Annotated in this window: 17 protein-coding genes and 1 pseudogene; 15 read left to right on the top strand and 3 right to left on the bottom strand. The window is 41.8% G+C overall.

The window, feature by feature from the left end:
* Positions 1–85: 85 nt before the first annotated feature.
* From CSX02_RS05565 to CSX02_RS05520, 10 genes are all read left to right on the top strand, one after another.
* Positions 86–403 (top strand): metal-sensing transcriptional repressor, encoded by a 318-nt coding sequence (locus CSX02_RS05565; protein ID WP_031544235.1) that lies wholly within the window; start codon positions 86–88, stop codon positions 401–403.
* A gap of 5 nt (positions 404–408) precedes the next feature.
* On the top strand, positions 409–3,036 hold the full coding sequence (locus CSX02_RS05560; RefSeq protein ID WP_099385934.1) for a heavy metal translocating P-type ATPase: 2,628 nt from the start codon (positions 409–411) through the stop codon (positions 3,034–3,036).
* A gap of 41 nt (positions 3,037–3,077) precedes the next feature.
* A complete protein-coding gene (locus CSX02_RS05555) occupies positions 3,078–3,359 on the top strand; it encodes a hypothetical protein (RefSeq protein ID WP_099385933.1) in 282 nt (93 codons plus the stop codon).
* A gap of 371 nt (positions 3,360–3,730) precedes the next feature.
* The gene (locus CSX02_RS05550) at positions 3,731–4,405 is read left to right on the top strand and encodes a hypothetical protein (RefSeq protein WP_099385932.1); all 675 of its coding nucleotides are present in this window, start codon (positions 3,731–3,733) and stop codon (positions 4,403–4,405) included.
* A gap of 3 nt (positions 4,406–4,408) precedes the next feature.
* A complete protein-coding gene (locus CSX02_RS05545; protein WP_099385931.1) occupies positions 4,409–5,248 on the top strand; it encodes a hypothetical protein in 840 nt (279 codons plus the stop codon).
* 43 nt (positions 5,249–5,291) lie between these two features.
* Positions 5,292–5,804, top strand: coding sequence for a hypothetical protein (locus CSX02_RS05540; RefSeq protein ID WP_207653753.1), 513 nt, complete (start codon positions 5,292–5,294; stop codon positions 5,802–5,804).
* The gene (locus tag CSX02_RS05535; protein WP_099385929.1) at positions 5,801–6,607 is read left to right on the top strand and encodes a hypothetical protein; all 807 of its coding nucleotides are present in this window, start codon (positions 5,801–5,803) and stop codon (positions 6,605–6,607) included. Before CSX02_RS05540 ends, CSX02_RS05535 begins: the two co-directional genes overlap by 4 nt.
* Before the next feature lie 19 nt (positions 6,608–6,626).
* Entirely contained in the window at positions 6,627–7,268 is a 642-nt protein-coding gene (locus tag CSX02_RS05530; RefSeq protein ID WP_099385928.1) for an ATP-binding cassette domain-containing protein, read from the top strand.
* A gap of 254 nt (positions 7,269–7,522) precedes the next feature.
* Positions 7,523–7,840, top strand: coding sequence for a glutaredoxin domain-containing protein (locus CSX02_RS05525; RefSeq protein WP_099385927.1), 318 nt, complete (start codon positions 7,523–7,525; stop codon positions 7,838–7,840).
* Between the two features lie 432 nt (positions 7,841–8,272).
* Complete coding sequence (locus CSX02_RS05520; protein ID WP_099385926.1) at positions 8,273–9,190, top strand: LysR family transcriptional regulator; 918 nt, start codon at positions 8,273–8,275, stop codon at positions 9,188–9,190.
* On the opposite strand, the gene CSX02_RS05515 is transcribed toward CSX02_RS05520, so the two are convergent.
* Genes CSX02_RS05515 through CSX02_RS05505 form a run of 3 tightly spaced genes read right to left on the bottom strand, consistent with a single transcriptional unit; the run spans position 9,132 to position 12,675 of the window.
* On the bottom strand, positions 9,132–9,548 hold the full coding sequence (locus CSX02_RS05515) for a SufE family protein (protein ID WP_099385925.1): 417 nt from the start codon (positions 9,546–9,548) through the stop codon (positions 9,132–9,134). The two genes, CSX02_RS05520 and CSX02_RS05515, sit on opposite strands and share 59 nt — an antisense overlap.
* On the bottom strand, positions 9,521–11,098 hold the full coding sequence (locus CSX02_RS05510) for an aminotransferase class V-fold PLP-dependent enzyme (RefSeq protein WP_099385924.1): 1,578 nt from the start codon (positions 11,096–11,098) through the stop codon (positions 9,521–9,523). The genes CSX02_RS05515 and CSX02_RS05510 overlap by 28 nt, the downstream gene beginning before the upstream one ends.
* Positions 11,099–11,109: 11 nt before the next feature.
* Complete coding sequence (locus CSX02_RS05505) at positions 11,110–12,675, bottom strand: fucose isomerase (RefSeq protein ID WP_099385923.1); 1,566 nt, start codon at positions 12,673–12,675, stop codon at positions 11,110–11,112.
* Between the two features lie 278 nt (positions 12,676–12,953).
* Here CSX02_RS05505 and CSX02_RS05500 point away from each other — a divergent pair, with 278 nt between their 5' ends.
* From CSX02_RS05500 to CSX02_RS14100, 5 genes and pseudogenes are all read left to right on the top strand, one after another.
* A complete protein-coding gene (locus tag CSX02_RS05500; RefSeq protein ID WP_189281369.1) occupies positions 12,954–14,054 on the top strand; it encodes a glycoside hydrolase family 5 protein in 1,101 nt (366 codons plus the stop codon).
* Between the two features lie 112 nt (positions 14,055–14,166).
* Positions 14,167–15,744 (top strand): glutamine-hydrolyzing GMP synthase, encoded by a 1,578-nt coding sequence (guaA, locus tag CSX02_RS05495; protein ID WP_099385922.1) that lies wholly within the window; start codon positions 14,167–14,169, stop codon positions 15,742–15,744.
* Between the two features lie 181 nt (positions 15,745–15,925).
* Complete coding sequence (locus CSX02_RS05490) at positions 15,926–16,996, top strand: site-specific integrase (protein WP_099385921.1); 1,071 nt, start codon at positions 15,926–15,928, stop codon at positions 16,994–16,996.
* 146 nt (positions 16,997–17,142) lie between these two features.
* Positions 17,143–17,370, top strand: coding sequence for a hypothetical protein (locus tag CSX02_RS13885; RefSeq protein WP_099385920.1), 228 nt, complete (start codon positions 17,143–17,145; stop codon positions 17,368–17,370).
* Positions 17,371–17,382: 12 nt separating this feature from the next.
* Positions 17,383–17,510, top strand: a pseudogene (locus tag CSX02_RS14100) (ORF6N domain-containing protein); the annotation flags it as partial.

The raw sequence follows: 17,510 nt of genomic DNA, 5'->3' as shown, positions 1-17,510 counted from the left end.
TTTGTTATAACCCCTACCTTCGCTTCGCTTAGAGGAAGGGGTCTTATCCGACTGAGATAACATACGAGAGAAGAAAGGGATTACCATGAGCGATTCAAAGAAGAGTTGTCCGAAATGCGCAGAGGCGCGTCACACATTGCGCGGTGCAGAAGATAAGAAAAAGATGATTAACCGCCTGAGCAGAATCGAGGGGCAGATTCGTGGCCTCAAAGGCATGGTGGAAGAGGATGCATATTGTCCGGATATTATGCTTCAGGTATCGGCAGTGACTGCAGCACTTAACAGTTTCAACCGTTGCCTGATGGAAAATCATTTAAAAAACTGTGTGACGGAGGACCTGAAGGCGGATCGCGTGGATACGATGGATGAGTTAATAGAAGTTCTTCAAAAATTGATGAGGTAAAGACAATGAATCAAAACGAGGAAATAAAGACAAATATTCCCCAGCGGCAGTTTCATGTGACAGGTATGAGTTGTGCTGCCTGCTCTGCGCGTGTGGAGAAGGCAGTGAATGGTTTGCCGGGTGTACAGAGTTGTTCGGTTAGTCTGCTGACGAATTCCATGGGTGTGGAAGGTGATGTCAGCGAGGCAGAGATTATCAAAGCTGTGGAGGATGCCGGATACGGCGCGAGCGTAAAGGGCAGCGATGCAAAGGCGAAAAGCAGTGCAGCAAACCGCTATGCGGAGGCAGAGGAGGCGCTTAAGGATCACGAGACACCGAAGCTGCGCAAGCGGTTGTTGGCATCATTGGCTTTTTTAATTGTGCTAATGTATTTTTCCATGGGACATATGATGTGGGGCTGGCCGCTTCCGTCATGGTTTGAGGGCAATCATGTTGCGATGGGATTGTTGCAATTGCTGCTATCTGCAATTGTAATGATCATCAACCAAAAGTTTTTTATCAGCGGTTTTAAGGGCCTGATTCATCGTGCTCCAAATATGGACACCCTGGTTGCGCTGGGATCGGCAGCTTCTTTCGGATGGAGTGTATTTGTGCTTTTTGCGATGACAAAAGCACAGATGACAGGAGATACAGCTGCGGTAGAAGCGTATATGCATGACTTTTATTTTGAGTCTGCAGCGATGATTTTGACACTGATTACGGTAGGGAAGATGCTTGAAGCGCATTCGAAGGGCAAGACGACAGATGCGCTTAAAAGTTTGATGAAGCTTGCGCCAAAGACTGCGGTGGTCTTGAGAGAGACAACAGATGGAAGCGGTGCGGTTGAAGTGGAAGTGCCGATTGAAGAAGTCGTACAGGGAGATATCTTTGTGGTGCGTCCGGGAGAAAACATTCCGGTGGATGGCGTGGTGCTCGAGGGCGAAAGTGCTGTGAATGAAGCTGCTTTGACAGGTGAGAGTATTCCGGTGGATAAAGAGGCTGGCGATCATGTTTCAGCTGCCACGGTGAACCAGTCGGGATTCTTAAAGTGTCGGGCAACGCGTGTCGGCGAAGATACAACGCTTTCCCGGATTATTCAGATGGTTAGTGATGCGGCGGCAACCAAGGCGCCGATTGCAAAAATTGCAGATAAGGTTTCCGGAATCTTTGTGCCAACAGTCATCATCATCGCCATCATCACCATCATCATTTGGTTGATCGCAGGGCAAGAAGTTGGATTTGCTTTGGCCAGAGGAATTTCTGTATTGGTCATCAGTTGTCCTTGTGCCCTAGGCCTTGCAACGCCGGTTGCAATTATGGTTGGAAATGGAAAAGGCGCCAGAAATGGAATTTTATTTAAAAATGCGGTATCGCTGGAAAATGCGGGAAGAACGCAAATCGTTGCCTTAGATAAAACCGGAACCATCACCAACGGAACGCCTGTTGTGACAGATGTTTTGGTCGCAGATGAAAAATTCACAGAGACGGAGTTGATTCGTTTGGCTGCATCTCTCGAGGCAAAGAGTGAACATCCGCTGGCAAAAGCAGTTAATGAAAAAGCAAAAGAAGAAGGGTTGGTTGTCGAGGAAGTATCTGAATTTAAAGCATTACCGGGCAACGGATTGCAAGCGAATTTGGCCGGCAAAACATTGCTGGGTGGATCACTCTCCTATGTCAGGGGAATAATCGGAGCTACAACTGCTGTACAGACAGCGCTTTATCAAAAGGCAGATGCATTTGCATCGGAGGGCAAAACACCACTGCTCTTTGCCTACGACAATAAACTAATCGGAATCATTGCGGTGGCAGATACCATCAAGGCTGATTCCGCAGAAGCCATATCGCAATTGCAGAATATGGGGATTCGCGTTGTAATGCTTACGGGAGACAATCGACGCACGGCTGAGGCCATTGGTGCGCAGGCCGGTGTGGATGATGTGATTGCAGGTGTCTTGCCGGATGGAAAAGAAGCCGTGATCCGCCAGCTAAAAGAGTACGGCAAAGTGGCTATGGTAGGAGATGGCATCAATGATGCGCCGGCTCTTACCAGAGCCGATATTGGAATTGCCATCGGCGCGGGAACGGATGTGGCCATTGATGCAGCAGATGTGGTATTGATGAAGAGCGAACTCATCGACGTACCGGCTGCAATCCGATTGAGTCGCAAAACCTTAACCAATATTCATGAGAATTTGTTTTGGGCATTCTTTTACAATGTAATCGGAATTCCATTGGCAGCCGGACTTTATTTCCCAATCTGGGGATGGAAACTCAATCCGATGTTTGGAGCTGCGGCAATGAGCTTATCAAGCTTTTGCGTAGTCACAAACGCATTACGCTTAAATCTGGTAAAGGTATACAATGCCTCCAAAGATCATAAAATCAAACAAATTGCTATGAATCAACAAATGGCGAATCAAACAACAGAAAGTGAGGAAACAAAAATGACAAAGACAATGACAATTGAAGGAATGATGTGTGGACATTGCGAGGCCACAGTAAAGAAAGCATTAGAAGCACTGGATGGGGTATCCCAGGCAGAAGTAAGCCATGAGGCAAACACGGCAGTGGTTACTTTATCCGGCGATGTATCGGATGAAGCTTTAAAGGCAGCAGTAGAAGAGAAGGATTACAAAGTGACAGCAATCGATTAATCAGATAAACAGGCATTTGAATGTCAAGGAGAAATCATTGTATGGAATACGAATTAAGCTATCGAAGTGAAGAAAATCATATTTTCATTCCTGAATGGGAAAATCGTGAAATCAAGAAGATGCCGGAGTATCAGTATACGCTGGAGGAAACAAAGGACCAATACTATTATGAAATTGAAATCGGTTCTACCTGGGATGATAATTTCGGAGAACTCATTGTGCGAAAGGTGAAAGGATCCGGAAAGGATGAAACACTTGAGCAACTGACAGCCCGTGAAATTGAGGAAATCTTGTCATATGTAGGTAGCGTTTGCTTCATATAATAATTCTTTGGTGTGAAGATGTAATTTGTGTATCATATCAGTGTGAGAAGACCTCCACTTCTTTAAGTGGGGGATTATAATAATCTCGTCTCAGGGGGAAAATCTCCCCCCCCCTGAAATAAACGCTCCGCGGGGATGGCGCCACAGTTCATGATGGTAATCGTTTTAAGCATCCGATTTGTTATTGTAATTAAGAATTTGAAATACTATAATGGATTTGTGTTAAAAAACTTCATATATTAATTGACAGGAGGGTATTGTGAAATGATTAAAAAAATGGGGTGTCATTTAATTCATCAGGTGTATGGAGTCCGGACTGCATGAGATAGATTAAAAGCACTACAAGTTTAGTGCTTTTTTTGAGGTGAAATATGAAAAGAAAAAAAATATTGTTAATTTGCGGAATTGTAGCTTTGTGTATTAGTGCATGCTCCGTTACGAAAAATAATTCAGGGGATTCTACATCAGCTGTGAATACTGAAGATGAAACCGAAGGGAAAACCATAAAAATAGACGGACTTTCATTTGATGGGAATACGATAAAATTCATAAATGAAGAAACAAAGTTTTTGGACGATGCCATTGGGATGAACTATACAATACTTATAAAAAATATTGAAATGTCTTCGGAGATTAAGGGTGATGAAACATGCTGGCAAAAAGAAATAGGAATGGAAGATGCTGAAGAAAAGGAAGGACAGTTGATAAACGGAAAAATCATATATATTGATTTTGTTGTAACCAATAACCTGGACAATAATTATGATTTTTATACATCAACAATAGGGCTTATGGGGGTTTATGATGGGGAAGTAAGGCCGCTTTCAGAAAGCCCAAACTATTGTAACCTCATGGGAGAGGGTAAGGATGCTTTTAAAGTAACTCTTCAACCAGGAGAAGAAAAAAATATACAAGTGGGTTATTATGTTTGTAGCGAGGATATAGAATCAACGGATATATATGTTGATCCTTCAAGTGGAACATTATATGACTCATATAAGACGTTTTACAGTATCCCGGGAGTATCAAGCATTCAAAAGGAGTAGATAATGTGGAATTACATTAAAATTGAAATGCGGCGTGCCTTTCAAAGCAAAGGGATGTTGTATGGATTATTGGCGGCGTGTAGTATTTCTATTATTCAAATAATAATCGATGTTCTACCGATGTTAGAATTCTTACAACCGATTTCGGAAATTACTTCAAAGAAGGATATTATGTTTCCGCATACGGTATTTCAGCATGCACTCCCCTTCAATGCAAGTAGTGCAATTTCGTTATACTACTATATGATTATCCCTATTTTTTCTGCGATTCCATTCGCAACAACATTATATAGAGATCAAAAAAACGGTTATACCAAAAATGTTTTTACAAGAACTGCGAAAAACAATTATTATATAGCTCAATATTTTTCTGCTTTTGTAAGCGCAGGAGTCGTAGCAGTAGTACCTCAAATATTGAATGTACTAATTGTGGCAATAATATTACCGTCAACCAAACCGTATGCAGGAATTGGTTATGTAGGGATATTTAGTGATTGTATGTTTTCTGTTGTATATTATAAGAATCCATACATCTATCTATTTATATTTTTGGTGATAGATTTTATTGTTTTTGGGCTTCTAAACACTATGGCACTTTCACTTTCTTCATATATGAGAAGTGAGTTTGCAGTATTAATGATTCCGTTTTTGATTTTGCAATTTATCGATTTTGCTACAGAATGTATAGAAGCAAGCAATTATTCAATACTAGGAATAACAATGCCTATGCAGCCGTATATAAATGTATCTTTTAAAACGGTGATGATATATTGTTTGGTTATGGTGATTATTGATGTAATTGCGATGAGAAGACAAGATATGAGGAAAGATTGGTATGAATAGCAACAGGCGTAAGATATTTGTGAGACTGGCAGTGGCAATATGTATGCTGGCGATAGTTTCAATTTATATTTGGCGTTTCATAACTTTAAATAAATTATATCCAGATGGAGAGTATCAAAGAATTGAAATTGGAGATACTGTCATGATAGATAGTTTGGAATGTACAGTTTTAGAAGCTAAATTAGTAACAGCGGAAACATACGCCAAAATGCTTGACAGTGATTTGGAATTTTTGGGATTAAGTGAAGATGATATAATTGCGATTACGACCATTCAAGTAAAGAACGATACGAGTGAAGATGCAAGTGCGTTGGATTTTTATGAGGCAGTGCTAAAATGCGGAAATTGGTCCAATGGCGTGGAATATGTTTTGAGTGAAGATTTTGGAGCCAGCTTTTCACCTAAAAGTGTGACAAATATAACAGCATCCACAATTGTGAATTCGAAGTTAGAAAGCATATACAAAGGTGGTAAGGACTGGAGAATTGAATTGTCAGGATGGCCGAATCGAATTGAAATGCTATTGCCAATGGATTCAAGCGAGGTGGAAAGATGAAAGGCATTATAAAACATGATTGGCAATCCGGAATAGTGGGGAATTGGAAACAAATTATTGTCTTTGCAGTTGTTTTTTATATATGTTCAGTTTTTACAGTTGCAAATGCAAGAGGCGGAAATATTGAAAATGTCTCTTTTTTTGAAAATTTAGTTTATGTGATGCAAGGATGCATACCCTGTAGTCAGGAAATGGAGTTTGGCTCGCATTTTGTTATCCCGACAAAGTGGATGATTTTACAAATCATTGTTGCTTATATTGTTGCAGATTATCCGGTTTATGATTTAAAAACATATGGAATTAATTTGCTGGTACAAACCAAAAGTAAGACTAAATGGTGGATAGGAAAGGTGATTTGGACAATTGAAATCGTCTGTGCGTTATATATAGTAGGTTATTGCATGATTGAACTGGTAACTATATTTGCAGAAGGTGATTTTTTTACCGTTAGAGAAAGTGCTGGATTCTTTTTACATAATGATTATTCTGTTTTTAATCGATTTGGTCTTTGTTTGATAGGAATGGTTTTGCCTATAATTGCATCTGTTACGATTTCATTGATTGAATTATTGTTGCTATTTGCTTTCAACAATGTTGTCGCATATGCAGTGGTATTCTTTTTCTTGATTGCAAGCGTTTTTTATGAGAATCCGATTTGGATTTTTGGTAATGGAATGAGTATTCGTTCGGTCAATCGCTTATTAGATGGAACTTATGTGACTGAATTGATTGGCATGGGAATGGTATGTATTTTGATTTCTTTATGTGGGTGTATATTGATAAGAAAGAAAGATATTTTGTAAAAGATTGGCGGGTTGTAAAATGAAGATAGAGATAAGAAATGCAAGTAAAGTAATACAAAAAGCGGAGGTTTTAAAAGATATAAATATTCACTTTGAAGGTGGAAAAATTTATGGCTTACGAGGAAAAAACGGCTCTGGAAAGACAATGCTGATGCGTGCAATCAGCGGCTTGATTACGTTAACAACTGGAGAAGTAGTAATAGATGGGCGGATATTAGGAAAAGATATGTCTTTCCCGGAGAGTATTGGCATTTTAATAGAAAATCCGTCTTTTATAGATTCTTATACAGGTTATCAGAATTTAAAAGCGTTGGCGGATATTAATCATAGGATTGCAAGCCAAGAAATATGCGAAGTTTTAGAGCAAGTGGGATTAAATCCTGCCGATAAAAAGAAGTATAAAAAGTATTCACTAGGAATGAAACAACGATTAGGAATTGCAGCTGCAATTATGGAAAAACCACAGATAATTCTGCTTGATGAACCCATTAATGCGTTAGATGAGAGCGGTGTAGAGCAGATTAGGAATGCGTTGCTAGAACTTAAAAACGATCAAAGGATTATTATCGTAGCCTGCCATGATAGAGAAGAATTAGATTTGCTTTCAGATGAAATAATAGAATTGCAAGATGGTGCAGTAGTAAATAAATACTATAACTGAAAATAGGAAATCACATCTTATCTCCTGAAAAGGGAAATCGTGAGATTAAGAAGATGCCGGAGTATCAGTATACTTTGTATGTCCTGCTACCGATTTTAACATTGACATAGGCTCTTCCGGCTTTCTTACCTTTAACCACACTTTTACTGCTGACTGTTAAAATACTTCGAATACATCCACTTCGGAGCCACATGATTCGCCTTCCCCTTAAAAACATTCATATAGAAGATAGTTATAGAAAGAGAGGAAAACATATGATTACTGTATATGGAAGCAAAATGTGCCCGGATTGCGTGGCATGTGAAGCAAATTTTGAACATTACAATGTGGAATATCAATTCAGGGATATTATGGCTGATTTGCGTAACTTAAAGAAATTCCTGATTTACAGAGACACGATGCCGGAAGTGTTTGACCGCCTTATCAAGATTCACGATATCGGAATTCCGGCTTGCGTGACGGAAGACGGGCAAGTCTTCACCGACTGGGAATCTTACCTCAAGAACCAGGGACTCGAACCAATTGCCGTGAACGCAGCCCCAGCCTGTAGTATTGACCACAAAGGGTGCTAAGTTTCGCACCCCCTATTACCGAATTTTTCTTTTCCCGTCGAATCCGGACCGATATTTCTAGACTGAATCGAATAGGCATATACCCGTGCGATTGCGGAATTAAAGAAAATGTCAGTCGGTCTTTTGCTCTGCTGAAGATATATGTGCAGGTCAAACTGCATGGAGGCAGTTTGAGCCCCGCATCAGCCATGGATGGCGATTCGGGGCGACCTGCACTTGGCAAGCCGTTGTGTAAAGCAGAGCGAATTTAGACCGACGGCATTTTCGTCCATGAAGCAGAGCACGGTGTAATATGCTATTCGATGCAGTAAGAAATAGCGTCCTCGTTCTCCGGCGAAAAATTCGTGTATAGAAGCGAAACGCGCACCCGGGCAATTGCGTTTTGGTGGATTTGTGATAGAATTTAGTTATCGTAAATTTGCTGGAGGGGTCATGACTACATTACAGGTAAATTGCTTTTTGGAAGTTGCAAAATGTTTAAACTTTTCAAAAGCAGCGGCAAATCTTTATATTTCGCAACCTTCGTTAAGTCGCAATATTGTGCAACTGGAAAAGGAATTGCATGTAAAGCTTTTTTCACGCAATAGCTTTCAGGGAACAAGCCTGACAGAGGCGGGAGAGTGTATGCTTGCTGCATTTCAGCAGACCCAGGGAATCATTGATAAGGCAATCGCTGAGGCGCGTTCTTTGAATGATCAAAAAGTATATACCATCATGCTTGGAGTTTTGGATGGACAGATGTTAGATCAGAAATTCCATGACATGATTTCGGAATTTAAAAAAGCATATCCCAATATACGCATTAAGGTGTTAAGCGGAGGCTTTCAGGAATTAAATCTTCAGCTGGACTCAGATGAGCTGGATTTGATTTTGACATTGGGATGCGAATTGTCGCCACGCACGAAAGTAAGCTCCTGCGTATTTTACACATTGCCGACCTATCTGGTGATCCCAAAGGATTTTGAATTGGATGAAGGAACAAAGGAGCATTCCCTTGCGGAATTCGCTGAACTTCCTTTTGTATACGCAAAGCAGGATGATGCTCCTTATGTAATTGATTTGTTGCATAAAGCATGCCAAAGCGCCGGATTTATGCCGAAAATTGAGTTTGTAGATAGCCTAAAGGAGCAAACCATGTCCCTTGAAATGGGAAATGGGGCAGCAGGATTTAACTCGCTTCATGCAATTTGCCACAGTCCAAATGTGCGAACCGTAACGGTGAAAGAGTTTACCGCACAGGACTTCCTTCTGGCATGGAAAGAAGAACCGCCGCACAAGGCGATTAGAATTTTTACACAGTGGTTTGATTCCTGGCACAAAACATATTTATCTCATCAAGAATCCCTTTGATGCCGGAGTTTCGTGCGGCAGTCAGTTGAGTGGCGAAACCGCATTCTTCCAGAAACGGAATCGGATGTTCTGCAATTTCGCAGAGGGGGACATCACGGTAGAGTTCCATGATGACATACAGGATTCCGCGAATCAACATCGTATCTGAGGTTGCCTCAATCGTGAGGCAACCATTTTTTTGTCCTAATTTCAGCCAAACCTTGGATTGACAACCCTCATACAAATACTGTGGCTGCATCAGCTGCTCCTGATGAGGGGAAACATAGGCTGACAATTCCACGAGAAACGAATAGCGGGTGTATTCGTCATCAAATTGAAACAGCTCCTCTTTTATGGAGTTCCATCGCTCCTGCAACATATCAGTAATACCTCCTGTAACGCCTGTAAAAAGCGGTCTATTTCTTCTGTTGTATTCCGGTAAGAGGGAGACACGCGAACTGCATGTTCAATCCCAAGATGTGTCATCAGCGGCATTGCACAGTGCATACCGGAGCGCACGGCAAATCCTTTTTTGTCGAGCAGCATCGCTATATCATAGGGATGGGCGCCTTCAACGGTAAAGGAGGCGCAAACCTGCTTTTGGTTGTGCAGGGCTGCATCGGAGAGCAGGTGAAGTCCCTTGATTTCAGAAAGGCCTTTTACCAAATGCTTCATCAAACCTTGCTCTTTTAAAAACAGGTCTTCTTCGCGCATGCTGCGATGGCGCAATGCGGTTGCAAGTCCGGTCGCACCAACAAAATTAGGCGTTCCGGCTTCGAAACAATAAGGCGCATCTTCGAAAGTGCAATCATCGATGCTGCATCTTTTTACCATTCCGCCTCCGAAGGATGACGGATTTAGCTTCTTGATTAGACAATCCTTTATATATAAGACGCCAATACCTGTGGTCGCTCCGATTTTGTGTCCGGAGAAGGCATAAAAATCGCAATCAATTTCTTTTAGATCCGGATGAGAGTGTGCGATGGCTTGCGCTCCGTCTACAACAGAAATTGCGCCGGTTTCGCGCGCTTTTTTGCAAATGTGTTTCACATCAAAATAGGTGCCAAGTACGTTCGAACAATGGGTGATGGCGACGATTCTGGTCTTATCCGAGAGTTTGGATTCCAGATCTTCTGCGGAGGTAGCGACAATCAGTGTCGCGCCTTTGCGCAATGCCAATTGCTGCCATGGCAGAAAATTGGAATGATGTTCATATACGGTGGTTAGAATTTCGTCGCCTTCGCTGACAAAGTCTGACAGGATTCGCGCTGCCTGGTTTAAGCTTTCCGTAGCACCGGAAGTAAATACAATTTCATTCGGGGTCGCATTGAGATAGACAGCCACATCAGCACGGTCTTTTTCGTAGGTGGCGGTACTTTCCTCGCTAAGCCGATAAATTCCACGATGCACATTCGCATTGCATTTGACGATACGCTGATTGATTTGATCGATGACGACATCTTCCACCGGTGCAGTGGCCGCATTGTCCAGGTAGACAAAAGCATGCTCTGATGCCTGTGTTTCACGATATAAAAGGGCAGCAAGTTCCCCTGTTGTCTCGATTTCAGACATATCATATTTTTGCAGATTCACACCCAGATCCTCCGCCAGAGCAAGATATAACAACACTTTTTTTGTCATATAGGAACTGGTGGCGCCACAATGCTTGGAAACATCTAGCAGTGCGGCTTCATTGGGATTCAGTTTTCCTGCTTTTTCCACACTCTTTTTTGCCAGTTCATTGATATTATCCGTTTGAATTCCTTCCTCATCATCGAGCAAAAATTTATCAAGCACATATTGGTGTATGTGTTTTTGAAATGCGAAAAGGCCCGGTTTTTCAGGGCCTTTTAACGCTTTGATTTCTGCTGATGCCTTTTGGTTGGAAAGCATAAGTCGCTTAATAATTCCACTTTTATCCAGCATCATATTTCCTCTTGTTATCCGATTAATACTTCAAGTCCGAGCGCTTCTCCAAGTGCAACCAGCTCATCAAAATATTCGCCGTAGACAAATGGGATGTGATTACCAACCTGAATTTGATTCTTAAAGAATCTCTTTGAATCTTCAACCTGAATCAGGGATCCTAAAGTACAGTTGTCCATATCATATCCAAAGCCACCTTTTAAGACACCTTTTGATACGAAAAGCTTGTTGCAGGTCGCATCGAAACGGCACATTGTAACCGGCTGACCGGCATCCTGATCAAAGTCCTGACGCATGGTTACACCGAATCCGCTGTATGCGAATGGGCGAATTGCAAACTGAGCCGGATCTGCATCAAATCCCTTCATCTTGCGGTTTGCAACAGAATGTCCGGTCATAATCATGTTTGGAGTACCATTTAACTGATCCCATTTTTCCTGTCCAATGTGATCTTTGCTGAAATGCATCATCACACCGTCATTTGGAAGTGAACCATCCGGCATGGTAAGCACAGCAGTATTGCCCATGTAGGAAGGCTTTCCTGCAATTGCCTGAAGAGCAGCCTTAGAAACAACAGCTGCCACATCATACTCGCACGCACTTGGGATTCCGTTTTCATTATTCAAAGAATGTGAAATACAGAATGTGAAGCGTTCTTTATTGATACGGCAGGTTGAACAAGCATCCGGGCATGGAGCTGTAAATGCATTGCACTCATTGGCCTTCATCAACTTCTGAATCAGGTAATACATCTTAACGGACGGAATCATGTTTTCCTTTGTCATCGCCAGGGTTTCCGCATTGTTCATCAATTCATCTACAATCTTTTCCACTTCTTTCATATCATCGGCGTTGATATTTTCCTGATGACGACCCGGTGTGGTATAGTTTGTGGTTGGATCAATCTCTGCCAGCTGGTCAATTAATTCGTGTAAATTCACATAGCGGAATTTGGTTCCGAGCTTTTTGTGTACGTCTTCGAGATCAATGAAGGAATCGTTTGCACAATGATATGACAGATTGCCGTTGAAACGGGTGACACACATCACGCGTAAATTTGCAAGTGCTTTGCGTGCGCGCAGTACGCGAAGCTGCTTTCTGGCAGACTCCCAATCTACGAATGCATAGCATTCAATTCCGCGAGCTTTCATAGCGGATGTATTGATAGTAATACCAAAATCGTTTCCGATAAATGCAACCGGCTTATTCACCATTTGCGCAAATTCTACAAACATCTCACCTGTACGGCCGGTTGTAGAAAGAAAGTAAAAGTCTGTATCTTCCTGACCCTCACAAAGCTTTCGCATTTCAACCTCAGAGATTCTCCAGTTTTCAGTGTGATTGCGATAGCGATGTGGCTCAAGAATTTCCACGCCTTCCGGCATGTTGTGCTGGATTCCCATTAAGAAACCTTTGTATGCTTCATCGTTGATCATCATATCAAATTCCGGCTCCAATTCCTTGCCTTTTCCAAAACGACATGGGCCTTCATATGGGAGTTCATGTACGATGTCGATGAAAATTGGACGCACCTTAAAGGTGGTCTTTTGAATGGTTTCGATTTCAATTGGTGTGTTCATAAAAACCTCCTGCTTCTCTCTCATTTTCTTTGGTTGTGAGTGTAAAATATCTCACATAAGAATTTTAACAAGTGAAAAGCATGCATCAAAAATTCAAAATCTAAATAACATATTCACAAATTCTATCAGTATATATTTGGGACAATCCTTTGTGTACTTTACAACCATATATTTACAGAATTGAATAGCAAGCTGGATGCATAAGGCTGGTGAGAGTCACCGGATTGCGTTATAATAAGTTCGTATTGTATCAAGCATTAGATATAAAGGGGGCCGTTATGAAAAGAAAAATATTATCATATGTAATGGTATTGGCTCTGCTGGGTGGAATTGCAGGAGGATGCGGGAAAACGTCCTACGGCGAAACGCAGCTTGAGGAAGCAAAAGAAACACAGCAGTCAGAGGATGAAACTGAAGCGCGGGAGCAGCCAACAGAACAAGAAACTGAGACTCAGACTACAACAGAAAATAAGGGGGAAGAGAGTATGGAACTTCATGTAGAAGGAAGAAAGTTATGCGACGCAAATGGGAAACAAATCCAGTTGAGGGGCGTCAGCACCCATGGAATTGCATGGTTCCCGGATTATGTAAATGAGGCAGCAGTTGCGGATTTAAAGAGCTGGGGCGCAAATGTATTTCGCATTGCAATGTATACCGCAGAATATGACGGATACTGCACCGGTGGTGACCAGACCAGGTTAAAGTCCATCGTGGATGCAGGTGTGGAAGCTGCCACAAAGAACGAGATGTATGTCATCATCGACTGGCATGTACTGAACGACAATGATCCGAATACCTATAAAGATCAGGCGATTGCCTTCTTTGATGAGATGTCTGCAAAGTATGCAAGTTACGACAATGTCATCTATGAGATATGTAATGAACCTTGCAACGGAACCTCATGGAGTTCTATCAAGAGCTATGCAGAAACAGTGATTCCGGTTATCAGAAAAAATGCGCCGGAATCCGTTATCATCGTCGGAACACCGAATTGGAGTCAGTTTGTAAACGAAGCTGCGGCGGATCCAATCACAAAATATGATAACATTATGTATGCGCTTCATTTCTATGCAGCAACGCATAAAGACGATTTGAGAAATACCATGGTTGCTGCCACAAAAGCCGGATTGCCAATTTTTGTATCAGAGTATGGAATCTGTGATGCCAGCGGAAATGGGGCAATTGATGTAGATTCAGCCAATCAGTGGCTTAGTACCTTGGACGAATATGGAATCAGTTATGTGTGTTGGAATCTTTCAAACAAGGACGAGTCATCAGCTATTTTGAAGAGCAGTTGCAGCAAGACAAGTGGATTTACAACAGATGATTTGAGTGAGGAAGGCGTTTGGCTTTACAATATGCTGCAGTCTAAGAAATAAAGCATGGTTACCAATCATGAGCGAATAGAATGATTTTCCTTGATATAATTGATGCCTGAGGCTATAATGACTAGGTGTTAATTAAACGAAACAAGATTTCAGGAGGACGAAAATGGAGCAGGAGAAAGTCATAGTCATTGACTTCGGCGGCCAGTACAACCAGCTGGTGGCGCGACGCGTGCGAGAATGCAATGTATATTGCGAGATTTATTCTTATCGCACACCAATCGAACAGATTAAAGAAATGAATCCGAAGGGTATCATCTTAACCGGTGGACCAAACAGCTGTTACGAAGAGGATTCTCCTACATATACCAAGGAGCTTTTTGAGCTGGGAATTCCGGTTTTGGGTCTGTGCTACGGCGCACAGCTGATGAACCATATTCTTGGCGGAAAAGTGGAAAAGGCACCTGTCCGTGAATACGGAAAGACAGAGACCTTTATCGACGGTGCGAAGGATAGTTTGTTTGCAGGGGTTGAGGATGAGACCGTTGTTTGGATGAGCCACTTTGACTATATTTCCAAGCCGGCACCGGGATTTGAAATCATTGCGCATACCGCAGATTGTCCGGTTGCAGCTGATGCAAATGAAGCGAAAAAATTATATGCGATTCAGTTCCATCCTGAAGTATTACATACCGTAAAAGGAAAAGAAATTCTCCACAACTTTGTGCGAAACATTTGCCAGACCGCAGGAAGCTGGAAGATGGATTCTTTCGCAGAAAATGCGGTTAGAGAAATCCGCGAAAAGGTTGGAGACGGAAAGGTGCTTCTTGCACTTTCTGGAGGTGTAGACTCCTCTGTACTTGCCGCTCTCCTTGCAAAAGCAATCGGCAAGCAGCTCACTTGCGTATTCGTTGATCACGGACTTCTGCGCAAGAATGAAGGAGATGAAGTCGAAGGCGTATTCGGACCGAATGGCGACTTTGATATCAATTTTGTCCGTGTCAATGCACAGGAGCGCTATTATGCGAAGCTTGCCGGCGTCACAGAGCCGGAGCGCAAGCGTAAAATCATCGGTGAAGAATTTATTCGTGTATTCGAAGAAGAAGCAAAGAAAATTGGAAAAGTGGATTTCCTTGCACAGGGAACCATCTACCCGGACGTAGTAGAATCCGGACTCGGCGGTGAATCCGCTGTAATCAAATCCCACCACAATGTAGGTGGTCTTCCGGACTTCGTAGATTTCAAGGAAATCATTGAGCCGCTTCGCAACCTCTTCAAGGATGAGGTTCGAGCAGTGGGCTTAGAGCTTGGTCTTCCGGAATACCTCGTATTCCGTCAGCCGTTCCCTGGCCCAGGACTTGGAATCCGTATCATCGGCGAAGTGACCGCTGAGAAGGTCCGCATGGTGCAGGATGCCGATTACATTTATCGCGAGGAAGTGGACAAAGCTGCACGCGAATACAAGGAAGCAAATGGTGTCGAGGCACCGTGGATGCCGAACCAGTACTTCGCAGCACTCACAAACATGCGCTCAGTCGGCGTCATGGGTGATGAGCGCACCTACGATTACGCAGTCGCAGTCCGCGCAGTCCGCACCATCGACTTTATGACCGCGGAGGCAGCAGAGATTCCATTTGCGGTACTTCAGACAGTAATGAGCCGAATCATTAATGAAGTACGCGGAGTGAATCGCGTAATGTATGATTTGACCAGTAAGCCGCCTGGAACGATTGAGATGGAGTAGACCCGCTAAAAGATATTATTGCCCGCAAACCCTTGTATTTAAAGGGCTTGCGGGCTTTTTTGTATTTGAGTGATACGAAAATGATGAATTGTTTCAAGTGGTTTGCAGGTTACGAAACATGTAATTTCATTTCTGTTATATTTATTTTCTGATATATATTTTTACAAAGGAGAAATAAATTATGGCAGCGTATTTTAATCAGAAAACAAAGAAATGGGATGCAAATTTTTCTTACAAGGACTATGAGAATAATTCCAAAAAGAAAATGAAGCGAGGATTTCAAACTAAGGAAGAAGCAGAGGCTTGGGAGACAGAGTATAAAGAGCTCTGTAAAAAAGATATGTCTAAGACTTTTGGGGAGTTTTATAAAAATTATGAAAGTGACATTCGGCCAAGAGTAAAGGAAAGTACATGGAGGTCAAAGGAGTATGTGATCAAACACAAAATCCTTCCGTATTATCAAGATAAGCCAATGAATAGCATTAAACCCTTGGACATTCTAAAATGGCAAAACGAGTTGCTTGAAATGCATAATAAAAAAGGAAATGAACTTTCCGGTACTTATCTAAAAACGATACAATCGCAACTGAGCGCTATATTTAACCATGCGGTACGATATTATGATTTAAACGGTAATCCGGTTAAAAAGGCAGGGCCAATAGGAATTGTTCGAGCGAACGAAGTGAACTATTGGACAAAGGAAGAGTATTTAAGATTTATTGAAAGCATGAAGGATAATAATAAGTACTATTATGCATTGGAAATACTTTATTGGTGCGGGCTTCGAACAGGAGAAGTATTGGCGTTGACAGAATCGGATTTTGATTTTGTACACCATACAGTATCAATTACAAAATCTTTTCAGATAATCAATGGAGCAGAGGTTATTACAAAGCCTAAAACGATAAATGGAATAAGAACTGTAACTGTTCCGGTGTCCTTATGCAAACAATTGAAAGAATATGTTGGTCAATTAAATGATGGTGAAAGGTTGTTTCCGTATGCAAGACAAAGATTATATAAAGAACTGAAAAAGGGAATTCAAGTATCGGGTGTAAAAGATATACGTTTGCATGATTTGAGACATAGCCATGTATCTCTTCTTATTCATATGGGATACACCGCCTTTGAAATAGCAAAAAGAGTGGGACATAAAAGTGAACGGGTTACATACTATTATGCACATATGTTTCCGGGAGTGCAGGAAAACATGGCGGAGAGATTGGATGCGGAGAGAAATAGTGTTTTATAAAATTTAAGAATATTATCATGATAACAAAAGCAACCTAAAATAGTTGCGTTAATAAAAAGCAATCTAAATAAGTTGCTTTTGGAAGTGCCGAGTCATATAATGATCCCTCTGACGTAGGGTAGTTGTCACTCGCCTCCCATTTTGGTATGGTAATTACCAAAGGGACAGGTGTAGGAATTAACACCTTGTACAGATGGCGAGATGAAGCCAAGAACAAGCGAGGATTATCAGCTACAACAAAGTACAAGAACGCTGATAAATGGAGTAGACAGGATAAGTTTACAGTTGTTTTAGAGACAGCAAATTTATCAGAAATAGAATTCTCTGAGTATTGCAGAGAAAAAGGTATCTATCCAGAACAAGTCAAAGAATAGCGAAATGCTGGACGATTTCCCGATGATTTTATGTTCCAACTAACACGAGAAGAAGTTGAAGCCGTGAAGTCGCAAATTGCGACTTCACCAAATTCAAATTTTTACTCTGGACAAGGGGGAGGCCGCAGAAAACCACCATA

The sequence above is a fragment of the Agathobacter ruminis genome (genome assembly GCF_002735305.1).
Lineage (GTDB): Bacteria > Bacillota > Clostridia > Lachnospirales > Lachnospiraceae > Roseburia > Roseburia ruminis.
This window is presented reverse-complemented; position numbering and strand designations above follow the sequence as displayed.

Excerpts from the sequence above, each read along its gene's own strand:
- CSX02_RS05555 (WP_099385933.1), top strand. The coding sequence starts at position 3,078 with ATGGAATACGAATTAAGCTATCGAAGTGAAGAAAATCATATTTTCATT.
- CSX02_RS05490 (WP_099385921.1), top strand. The coding sequence starts at position 15,926 with ATGGCAGCGTATTTTAATCAGAAAACAAAGAAATGGGATGCAAATTTT.
- CSX02_RS05515 (WP_099385925.1), bottom strand. The coding sequence starts at position 9,548 with ATGTTGCAGGAGCGATGGAACTCCATAAAAGAGGAGCTGTTTCAATTT.
- CSX02_RS05500 (WP_189281369.1), top strand. The coding sequence starts at position 12,954 with ATGAAAAGAAAAATATTATCATATGTAATGGTATTGGCTCTGCTGGGT.
- CSX02_RS05520 (WP_099385926.1), top strand. The coding sequence starts at position 8,273 with ATGACTACATTACAGGTAAATTGCTTTTTGGAAGTTGCAAAATGTTTA.
- CSX02_RS05560 (WP_099385934.1), top strand. The coding sequence starts at position 409 with ATGAATCAAAACGAGGAAATAAAGACAAATATTCCCCAGCGGCAGTTT.
- CSX02_RS05540 (WP_207653753.1), top strand. The coding sequence starts at position 5,292 with ATGCTGGCGATAGTTTCAATTTATATTTGGCGTTTCATAACTTTAAAT.
- CSX02_RS05530 (WP_099385928.1), top strand. The coding sequence starts at position 6,627 with ATGAAGATAGAGATAAGAAATGCAAGTAAAGTAATACAAAAAGCGGAG.
- CSX02_RS05505 (WP_099385923.1), bottom strand. The coding sequence starts at position 12,675 with ATGAACACACCAATTGAAATCGAAACCATTCAAAAGACCACCTTTAAG.
- CSX02_RS05535 (WP_099385929.1), top strand. The coding sequence starts at position 5,801 with ATGAAAGGCATTATAAAACATGATTGGCAATCCGGAATAGTGGGGAAT.
- CSX02_RS05565 (WP_031544235.1), top strand. The coding sequence starts at position 86 with ATGAGCGATTCAAAGAAGAGTTGTCCGAAATGCGCAGAGGCGCGTCAC.
- CSX02_RS05510 (WP_099385924.1), bottom strand. The coding sequence starts at position 11,098 with ATGATGCTGGATAAAAGTGGAATTATTAAGCGACTTATGCTTTCCAAC.
- CSX02_RS13885 (WP_099385920.1), top strand. The coding sequence starts at position 17,143 with ATGGTAATTACCAAAGGGACAGGTGTAGGAATTAACACCTTGTACAGA.
- CSX02_RS05545 (WP_099385931.1), top strand. The coding sequence starts at position 4,409 with ATGTGGAATTACATTAAAATTGAAATGCGGCGTGCCTTTCAAAGCAAA.
- guaA (WP_099385922.1), top strand. The coding sequence starts at position 14,167 with ATGGAGCAGGAGAAAGTCATAGTCATTGACTTCGGCGGCCAGTACAAC.
- CSX02_RS05525 (WP_099385927.1), top strand. The coding sequence starts at position 7,523 with ATGATTACTGTATATGGAAGCAAAATGTGCCCGGATTGCGTGGCATGT.
- CSX02_RS05550 (WP_099385932.1), top strand. The coding sequence starts at position 3,731 with ATGAAAAGAAAAAAAATATTGTTAATTTGCGGAATTGTAGCTTTGTGT.